The sequence below is a fragment of the Candidatus Oscillochloris fontis genome, assembly GCF_004138135.1.
Taxonomy (GTDB): domain Bacteria; phylum Chloroflexota; class Chloroflexia; order Chloroflexales; family Chloroflexaceae; genus Oscillochloris; species Oscillochloris fontis.
Map to the genome: position 1 here is coordinate 34,780 of NZ_RYFD01000040.1, position 7,597 is coordinate 42,376.

7 protein-coding genes and 1 riboswitch are annotated in these 7,597 nt (G+C 60.2%); of the genes, 4 read left to right on the plus strand and 3 right to left on the minus strand.

The genetic code is table 11. From position 1 onward, the window contains the following. The first annotated feature begins 20 nt into the window (after positions 1–20). The gene (locus tag EKD03_RS14115) at positions 21–1,697 is read left to right on the plus strand and encodes a peptide ABC transporter substrate-binding protein (protein ID WP_129632079.1); all 1,677 of its coding nucleotides are present in this window, start codon (positions 21–23) and stop codon (positions 1,695–1,697) included. Here EKD03_RS14115 and EKD03_RS14120 read toward each other — a convergent pair whose 3' ends face one another. The 3 genes from EKD03_RS14120 to EKD03_RS14130 all read right to left on the minus strand — a co-directional run bounded on the left by EKD03_RS14120 (position 1,698) and on the right by EKD03_RS14130 (position 4,381). Then, entirely contained in the window at positions 1,698–2,315 is a 618-nt protein-coding gene (locus EKD03_RS14120) for a TetR/AcrR family transcriptional regulator (RefSeq protein ID WP_129632082.1), read from the minus strand. A 168-nt stretch (positions 2,316–2,483) separates the two neighbouring features. Next, on the minus strand, positions 2,484–3,545 hold the full coding sequence (locus tag EKD03_RS14125) for an ABC transporter substrate-binding protein (RefSeq protein WP_129632085.1): 1,062 nt from the start codon (positions 3,543–3,545) through the stop codon (positions 2,484–2,486). Positions 3,546–3,571: 26 nt separating this feature from the next. Next, on the minus strand, positions 3,572–4,381 hold the full coding sequence (locus EKD03_RS14130; protein ID WP_174842876.1) for an ABC transporter permease: 810 nt from the start codon (positions 4,379–4,381) through the stop codon (positions 3,572–3,574). A gap of 164 nt (positions 4,382–4,545) precedes the next feature. Beyond that, positions 4,546–4,670, minus strand: a riboswitch (FMN riboswitch). 303 nt (positions 4,671–4,973) lie between these two features. Between EKD03_RS14130 and EKD03_RS14135 the strand changes: the two genes are divergently transcribed. From EKD03_RS14135 to aroF, 3 genes are all read left to right on the plus strand, one after another. Beyond that, on the plus strand, positions 4,974–5,558 hold the full coding sequence (locus EKD03_RS14135) for an ANTAR domain-containing response regulator (RefSeq protein ID WP_129632088.1): 585 nt from the start codon (positions 4,974–4,976) through the stop codon (positions 5,556–5,558). Positions 5,559–5,807: 249 nt separating this feature from the next. Further along, the gene (aroH, locus tag EKD03_RS14140; protein WP_129632091.1) at positions 5,808–6,209 is read left to right on the plus strand and encodes a chorismate mutase; all 402 of its coding nucleotides are present in this window, start codon (positions 5,808–5,810) and stop codon (positions 6,207–6,209) included. Positions 6,210–6,310: 101 nt separating this feature from the next. After that, a complete protein-coding gene (gene aroF, locus EKD03_RS14145) occupies positions 6,311–7,321 on the plus strand; it encodes a 3-deoxy-7-phosphoheptulonate synthase (protein ID WP_129632103.1) in 1,011 nt (336 codons plus the stop codon). Positions 7,322–7,597 lie beyond the last annotated feature (276 nt).

Genomic DNA, 7,597 nt, shown 5'->3' on the forward strand with positions numbered 1-7,597 from the left:
ATCATCACCTCCCCTAAAACATGGCTCGACGCATCCGCTGGCAGATCGTCATTGCCGCTCTGAGTATCCTGATTGTTTCCGGGCTGCTCGGGCGTTTGGCGCTACGCAACACGGTGGTGGCAAACCCGCTCTCTGGCGGAAGCTATCGCGAAGTGTTGCTCGGTGCCCCCATTCAGCCCATCCCCATCCTCAACGACCCGCTGGCCGATCCGGTGGGCCGTGATCTGGCTGCGCTCCTCTTCGATGGCCTCATGCGCATCGGTGCTGATGGCCTGCCTGAACCGGGCCTTGCGGCTGGATACGAGATTGACCCCGCAGGTTTGGTCTATACCTTCCATCTGCGCGAGGGGGTGACATGGCACGATGGCGATGCGTTCAATGCCGATGATGTCATCTTCACGCTGCGTACTCTGCAATCTATTGCGCAACCCGGTGAACCCGCCTTGGCTCAGATCTGGCAGGATGTGTTGGTGGATCGCGTGGATGACCTTACCGTGCGCTGTACACTCCCCGCACCGATGGCGGCTTTCCTGAGTGTGGCACGGGTGCCCATCCTTCCCGCGCACCTCCTCGCCGGGATGCCGCCGGAACAGTGGGTGACAACTGGCTATGCAACGATGTTGGTCGGCACTGGCCCCTTCAGCCTGCGCGAACTGCGCACTGATGGGGCGGTTTTGCTGGCCAACCCGGACTATTATGCGGGGCGTCCCTATCTCGATTCGCTCGAATTGCGCTTTACTGGCTCGCTCGAAGCTGCCCGCGCCGCGATCTCCCGCGCCGATGCGAGTGCCTATGGCGAGCGGGTGGATGTCAGTCCCGACCCATCCCAGAGTCTTGCCCAGGCCAGCCTCGCGGATCGACTGCGGCGCAGTTTGGTGCCGCTCGATGAGTATACGTTGCTCACCTTCAATCTGCGGAGCACCCCACTCGACAACCTGACCTTCCGCCAAGCCTTAGCGCATGGTCTCAGCCGTGACGCGCTGATCGAGCAGGTCATGGCGGGGATGGCGCGCCCGATTGCGACCCCCATCCTGCCTGGATCGTGGGCCTACAACCCGGATATTGCTTGGTATCGTGACGATAAGGCCACCGCAGCAACGCTGTTGGCCGAGCTTGGCTATACGCCAGGAGCGGATGGCATGCTCCAGCGCGATGGGCAACGCTTGAGCCTGGAGTTGATCGTGGATACCGATCCGCGCCGCCGTGCGGCTGCCGATGAGGTGGTGCGCCAATGGGCCGAGATCGGGGTGACGGTGCAGGTGGAAGAACTTGCCAGCGCCGAGCTCCAACGCCGCCTCGCCGAGCATACCTTCACCCTCGCCCTGCATAGCTGGGCGCGCCTGGGGGCCGATCCCGATGTCTACGCCCTCTGGCACTCGCTCGAAGCCTTCAACTATGCCGGCTTGGCTGATCCTGAGCTTGACAATCTGCTAGAGAGTGCCCACGATGAGAGCGAGATCGGTGCCCGTAGCGCCGATTATGCCGCCTTCCAGCGCCGCTGGATCGAACTGGCCCCCAGCATCCTGCTCTACCAGCCGCTGTATGTCTTTGTGAGTGAACAGAGCTTGGGCGGGGTGGGCATGGCCGAGCCAGAGAGCGCCAGTAGCCAACTGCTCTTCGGCAGTGAGGATCGCTACCGCACCGTCACGCGCTGGTTCATCAACAGCTACCGCGAGATCCAAGGCGATCTGCGCTAACTACTCAGGCTGCATTGCCTGTAAAAAGCCCTCAATCGTCACCTGAATCATTGTTGCCGGTGGCACATGCATGATCTCCGCTTGCTCGAAGATGTAGCGGGTCAGCGCATAGGAAACAATCGGCCCCACCAGCATCCGGGCTGCCACATGCGGGTCCATACGCCGTAATCGTCCGGCATCCATTTGGCGCTCTAGGTAGGTAGCGAGAATACGCAACCCGCGCCCTGGGCCAATCTCGTTCACCAACTGCGCGACGCGGCGGTTGTGCATCGATTCAGCAATGATCACCTTGGCAATCGCCGCCGTTGGCCACTGCTCGGCAGCCTTGAGCAACCGAGCCGCAAGCTCTGGCAGCGCAACCTCTGGAGGCAGATCGAACATCTCCTCGGCATGATCCATAATCTGGATCAGCGGCATGCGCTCCAGAACCACCCGGTGCAGCAGATCCACCTTGTCCTTGAAGTAGTGGTAGATCAGCCCCGGCGAGCCGATTTTGGCCGCCTCGGCAATATCCTTGTTCGAGGTCTTCTCAAAGCCCTTGGCCGAAAAGGCGGACAGTGCCCCGTCGATGATCTGTTGGCGGCGCTGTTCGTAGTCCTGTTCATCGCGTGGCGGCATAGGGGGATTCCTGTAAACTATTGATTGACTAATCAATCAATAGTTTACAGCATTCAAGAAGGAAATGTCAAGGGGCTATGCCCCAAAGCCTAATTTTTTGGTGTTGTTTGATGGCACAGCCGCCAAACAACACCAAAAGAGATCTTCGGAGGCGGCGCAGCCGTCACCCTACTGAATAAACTCGTTTGTAAAGGCGCTGCTCACATCTACGGGCTGGGTGAGCAGGCTCGCCGCCCGCATAAACTCCTCGGTCTTAACCCAGGTCTCACTATTGGTAAAGCCCAAACCCTCGGCCTCTGTCTGAGCGCTCGTCCAGTAGGGCAGGCTCTCAACCAACACCTGGCGCTGGAGTTCCACATCACCCAACTGGGCTTCGGGGATGAAACTGAGGCTAAGGGTGAAGGCTTCATCAGGATCGGCCAGGGTGTCGGCGAGGCCACGCAACGAGGCCAAAATGAAGGCTCGCACCAACTCCGGGTCTTGCGCGATCAGTTGTTCACTGGCCACGATCCCATTTGCGGCCAGATCATAGACATCGGCGACGCGCAGCACATCAACCTCAATCCCCTGCTGGCGCAGCACAACCGGCTCGTTCATGCCATAGCCGATCCCCACCTGTACGTTATCCTCAAGCACCGACTGGGCCTGGGTGAAGCCGATCTCTTGCACATTCATGACGCTCTCGTCAAGCTGGTTGGCGTAGAGGATGGCCATGAGGGCATACAGGCTCTCACCGAAACGGCCCGGAATACCTACCGTCTTGCCCTTGAGATCCTCGACACTCTGGAGGCCAATGGTAGATTTGGCGAAGAAGACCACCGGGAACTGCTGGTAAAGAGTCATGACCGTCTTGACCGGCAAGCCATTCTGGCGCGCCAGCAGGTTTGAGGTACCGCTGGCGGTGGCGAATTCAACCTTACTCTCCGGCCATGCAGCCACGCGAGTGACGACATCATTCTCGAAGTTGTAGTCGAAGACGACCTCCAAGCCAGCCTCGGCATAGTAGCCCTTGGCCGCCGCGACATAGTAGGGTGCGAACTGAATGTTGGGGATGTAGGACATCGCCAGCGTGACCCGGCGCAGTTCCGGGGTGGCTGGGGTTGGCTCGGTGGCGACCGCAGCGGTCGGGGGCGTGGTTGGTGCGGCGGTGGGGCTAGTCGTAGCCGCCGGCGCACCACAAGCAGCGAGAATGAATGCAACGGTCAGAACCATCCAGAGACGCTTGAACACACGGACCTCCTTCGATAGACAGAAACCTATGCCTCCCAACGCACAAGCAGACGCTCCAGCAGGGTGGCGAGCAGATAGAAGAGCAGGGTCATGGTGGCCAGCGTGAGCAGCGCCACGAAGATGAGCGGAGTATCGAAGAGGCCACGGGCGATATTGATCAGCGCACCCAAGCCCTCTCGCCCGGCCACAAACTCGCCCACCACCGCGCCGGTGGTCGCCAGCGCCAAGCCAGTCCGCACACCGCCAAAGAGCACCGGCAGCGCCAGCGATGATTCTACATAACGCAAGATTTGCCAACGGCTGGCCCCGCTGATCAGGGCCATCTCACGCAGTTCGGGGGCAATACCCCGCAACGCAATCACCGTACTGAGGAGAATGGGCAAGAAGGTGATCAGTGCGGCAATCAGCAGTTTGGACTGGAGTCCCGGCCCAAACCAGAGGATAATCAGCGGGGCAACCGCCACCACCGGCACCGCCTGGCTAGCGGCCAGAATCGGGCTGAATGCCCGATCCAGCCAGGGGCTATGCGCCAACAGGTAGCCCAGTGTCAGACCGAGGATGAGCGCGATCCCGAAGCCCCCTAGCGCTTCAACCAGGGTCGCCGAGGTGTGCCGCCACAGCAGACCACTTGCGGCAGTGGCGATAAAGCGCTCCCAGACCTGGCTAGGGGCTGGGAGGATGAAGGCCCGATAGTTGCCCCAACTAACCACCGCCTGCCAGAGTGCCAGCAGACCCAGTAATGCCACTGGCAGACCGAGCCAATGCAGATCGAAGCGCCGCCGCACCGGACGGGTGGCATCAATCATGGTGCGCTGGAGAGGAAGAGAGTTCTGCATACGGGCTTGCTCCATCGCCGCAGGGCAACAAAAAACCCCGCAGCCATTGGCTTCGGGGCAGGCAGACGGATATCGCAGAGGAACGGCACACTGCCGCACCTACGCAACTATACGGCGAAGAAGAGCGCAACCTCCAGGAGGCTGCACAATCATACCGTCGTCTGCACGATCTCCTTTACATCCGGACTGTAACCGTCGGCCCCGGAGTTTCACCGGATCATGCGTGCCTCGCAACACGCTCGTGGGCTCTACCACCGATCGGGAATTTCACCCTGCCCCGAAGATCGTCAATTCATTTGGGTTCATGATAGCATTAAAATTGGTTCATCGCAAGCGACGTGAGACGCAAGTAGGGCATGTGCAACGCCCTTGGGCTGCGCCCCAAAACCCAGTTTTTGGTATTGTTTGGCGGCGAAGCCGTCAAACAATACCAAAAAAAGATCTTCGAGGGCGGAAAAGCCACCCTCGAACCTCCACCGGAGGTGACGTTGCACATACCCGATGCTTCGTCCCACAATGCCTAGGCACAGGCGTAGGAAGTATGGTATGATCGATCTCACGAAACGACTGTAATAGCTTGAGGGACAGCACCGTGGCAGCAACCAGAATCTTGATCGCTGAAGATAACGATCTGGTCTCACTCACGCTCGAAGAGCAACTGAGGGGACTAGGCTATGATGTGGTCGGCATTGCCCGTAACGGAGCCGAAGCGATTACGCTGGCCGGACGCCTCAAGCCAGATTTGATCATGATGGACATCCGCATGCCGGAGATGGAGGGCACGGAGGCGGCGGCGCGCATTCGCGACCTGATGGCAGTGCCGATTATTATGCTCACTGCCTATGCCGACAAAGAGACCGTGCGCAAGGCCGAGGCGGCGGGTGCGCTGGCCTATTTGGTCAAGCCAGTGAATGAGAATGAACTGCCACCGGCGATCAATATTGCGTTGGCGCGCTTCAAAGAGGTGCAAAGCCTGCGTACCCAAGTGAATGAACTTGAGGACTCGTTAGAAGCCCGTAAATTGATCGAGCGTGCCAAGGGAATCCTGATGCAGCGCTTGGGCTTGAATGAGCGCGATGCCTATGAGCGTTTGCGCCAACGTGCCCGCGATAAGCGCGCCAAGATGAAGGATATTGCCCAGGCGATCATCGAGGCTGAGGAGTTACTCGGCTCGTAGAATCCATTGACGATCTACACCGTGTGTGGTATAGTCTGCCCATCGCAGCTATGATTCTTGGAGTAGCCTAGCCCAATGCCAACTCTGGCCAACAGCTTTAGCTATTACTGGTTTACCAGCCTACATATGGCCTGGTCGCTGCGCACTGTCTAGAAACTTCTGTCATTTCGACAATTGGTGTAGAGGGCGTGAGGCAGCCGGGCCTCACGCCCTTTCGTTGTTTCCGGTGTTTAGCAGAGAGGAAGAGGTATGACCATCTGGTGCCGGGGTATCCGTGGCGCGATCACCTGCGACGAGAATAGCCGCGAGGCGATTCTGGCTGCAACCCGCGAGATGCTCCAACTGATGATCGCGTCGAACGACCTACGGCCCGAAGATGTTGCCAGTGCTATTTTTACCACTACTCCCGACCTGAATGCTGAATTTCCGGCGGTGGCTGCGCGTGAGTTGGGCTGGGTTGATACCGCGCTGATGTGTGGCCACGAGATGAGTGTTCCCGGTAGTTTGCCGCGCTGTATCCGTGTGCTTGTCCACTGGAACACCGAGCGCACTGCTCGCGAGGTGATCCATATCTACCTACGCGGGGCCAGTAACCTGCGCCCCGAACTTGCCGCCCAGATGGCGGCGTTCCGTATTCCTCACGAGGGGTGATTCGTATGCACCAGATCGTCCCCGCTGCCATATCCAACGGTACGTTGTGCCGTATGCCCGCGCCAACCCTTAGCCAACCTGAAACCGAGGAGGATCGTTCTATGATCGTGGTGATGCAGACTGGTTCAACCCAAGCCGATATTGATGCTGTTCTTGAGCGCCTGAAGGAGTACAACCTGCAAGGCCATCTGACAATCGGGGCCGAGCGCACCGTTGTGGCGGTGGTGGGAGCCACCATTCCGCCCACGTTACGCGAGGAGATGGAGTACTTCAGTGGGGTAAAGGAGACGGTGCGGATCACCCAGCCCTACAAGCTTGTGTCGCGTGAGGTGCGCCCCGATGACACCATCGTGGAGGTGCGCGGGGTGAAGGTGGGTGGCGGCAGCACCGTGGTGATTGCGGGGCCATGTTCGGTGGAGAGCGAGGAGCAGATTATGGAGTCGGCGCGTGCGGTGCGCGAGGCGGGTGCCTCGATGCTGCGTGGCGGAGCCTTCAAACCGCGCTCTTCACCCTACACCTTCCGGGGGCTGGGCGAATTGGGCCTCCGACTGCTCGCCCAGGCGCGTGACGAGACCGGCTTGCCCATCGTCACCGAGGTGATGACCCCAACCGACGTGGATCTGGTGGCGCGCTACGCCGATGTGTTGCAGATTGGGGCACGCAACATGCAGAACTACCAACTGCTCGAAGAGGTGGGGCGCACGGGAATGCCGGTGCTGCTCAAGCGTGGGCTATCGGCGACGATTGAGGAGTGGCTGCTGAGTGCCGAGTATGTGATCGCCCAGGGCAACCCGAATGTCATCCTGTGTGAGCGCGGCATCCGCACCTTCGAGACCGCCACCCGCAACACGATGGATCTTAACGCGGTAGCGCTGGCCAAGCGGCGCACCCACTTGCCCGTCATCGCCGATCCTAGCCACGGTACGGGCAAGTGGTACCTCGTGGGGCCGCTGGCGCTGGCCAGCATCGCCGCCGGTGCTGATGGGGTGATTCTGGAAGTCCACCCCGACCCGGATCGCGCCAAGTCGGACGGCGGTCAGTCGCTCAACCCAGAGAACTTCGCGGCGCTGATGCCCAAGATCGCGGCGGTGGCGGCGGCGGTACGGGGGTAGGGCATCGTTTGTAGGTACGTTACAGTTTGCCGCCGGACGGCCCTCACCCCCGGTTCCAGGAACCGGGGGTGAGGTGAGGATGGCGTCCTGAAGCCATAAGGATAGACCCATGTGCGCTCCCTCTGCGCCCCTCCCCGTCCTCTGCGGTCAACAGCCATACCTCCCGGTTATTGACCGCAGAGGACACAGAGGGACGCAGAGGATAGACCCATGTGCGCTCCCTCTGCGCCCCTCCCCGTCCTCTGCGGTCAACAGCCATACCTCCCGGTTGTTGAC